Raw genomic sequence first — 755 nt, forward strand, 5'->3', positions numbered from 1 at the left:
ATGGAGCAGGAAGGCATCTACTACTACTTCACGCATCAGATGGGTCAGCACACGCTCGTGCTCGCCGATGACATGAGCGCTCATGATCCCCTGCCCGATTACGCCTCGCTGCCTTATCTCGCGCCCGACCAGATCGCGCTGCCCGAGACCGAAGGCGTCGATCGCTGGCACACCGAGGACAACGTCACCACGGGCCGCTATGTTGTCGATGACTACGACTTCCGCAAGCCCAAGGCCGACCTGCAAAGCCAGCAGGCCAATCCGCTCAGCGATGACCACGGCTCGTACGAGAAGTACAACTGGCAGCTCGGCTACGTCAATGGTGACGAAGGCAATCATTACTCGCGCGTGCGTCTCGAAGAGGAGCAGACCGGCAGCGAGAGCGCTCACGGACATACCACTATCCGCGCCTTCGCTCCCGGCTTTTTGTTCACGCTCACCGGCTCTCCCCGCACCGCCGATAACCGCGAGTACCTGATCGTCGGCGCAAGCTATCAGTTCCAGAGCGGCGGCGATGCCAGCGGCAGCAGCACGGCACGCTATGACACGGAGTTCGTCTCTCAGCCCACGTCGCTGCCCTGGCGCGCGCCTTCTCTCACGCCGCTGCCGAAAGCGACCGGACCGCAGACCGCAGTCGTCGTAGGCCCGGCGGGCGAGACCATCTGGACCGATCAGCACGGCCGCGTGAAGCTGCAATTCCGCTGGGACCGCTACGGCAAGAGCGATGAGAACAGCTCCTGCTGGGTACGCGTCTC

At 63.3% G+C, this 755-nt stretch carries 1 protein-coding gene; it reads left to right on the forward strand.

What is annotated here, in order from left to right; all coding sequences use genetic code 11:
* The coding region (locus QCE63_RS35520; protein WP_309839942.1) for a type VI secretion system tip protein TssI/VgrG at positions 1-755 on the forward strand (755 nt) is incomplete at both ends.

Source organism: Caballeronia sp. LZ065 (assembly GCF_031450975.1).
In the GTDB taxonomy this organism is placed as follows: Bacteria; Pseudomonadota; Gammaproteobacteria; order Burkholderiales; family Burkholderiaceae; genus Caballeronia.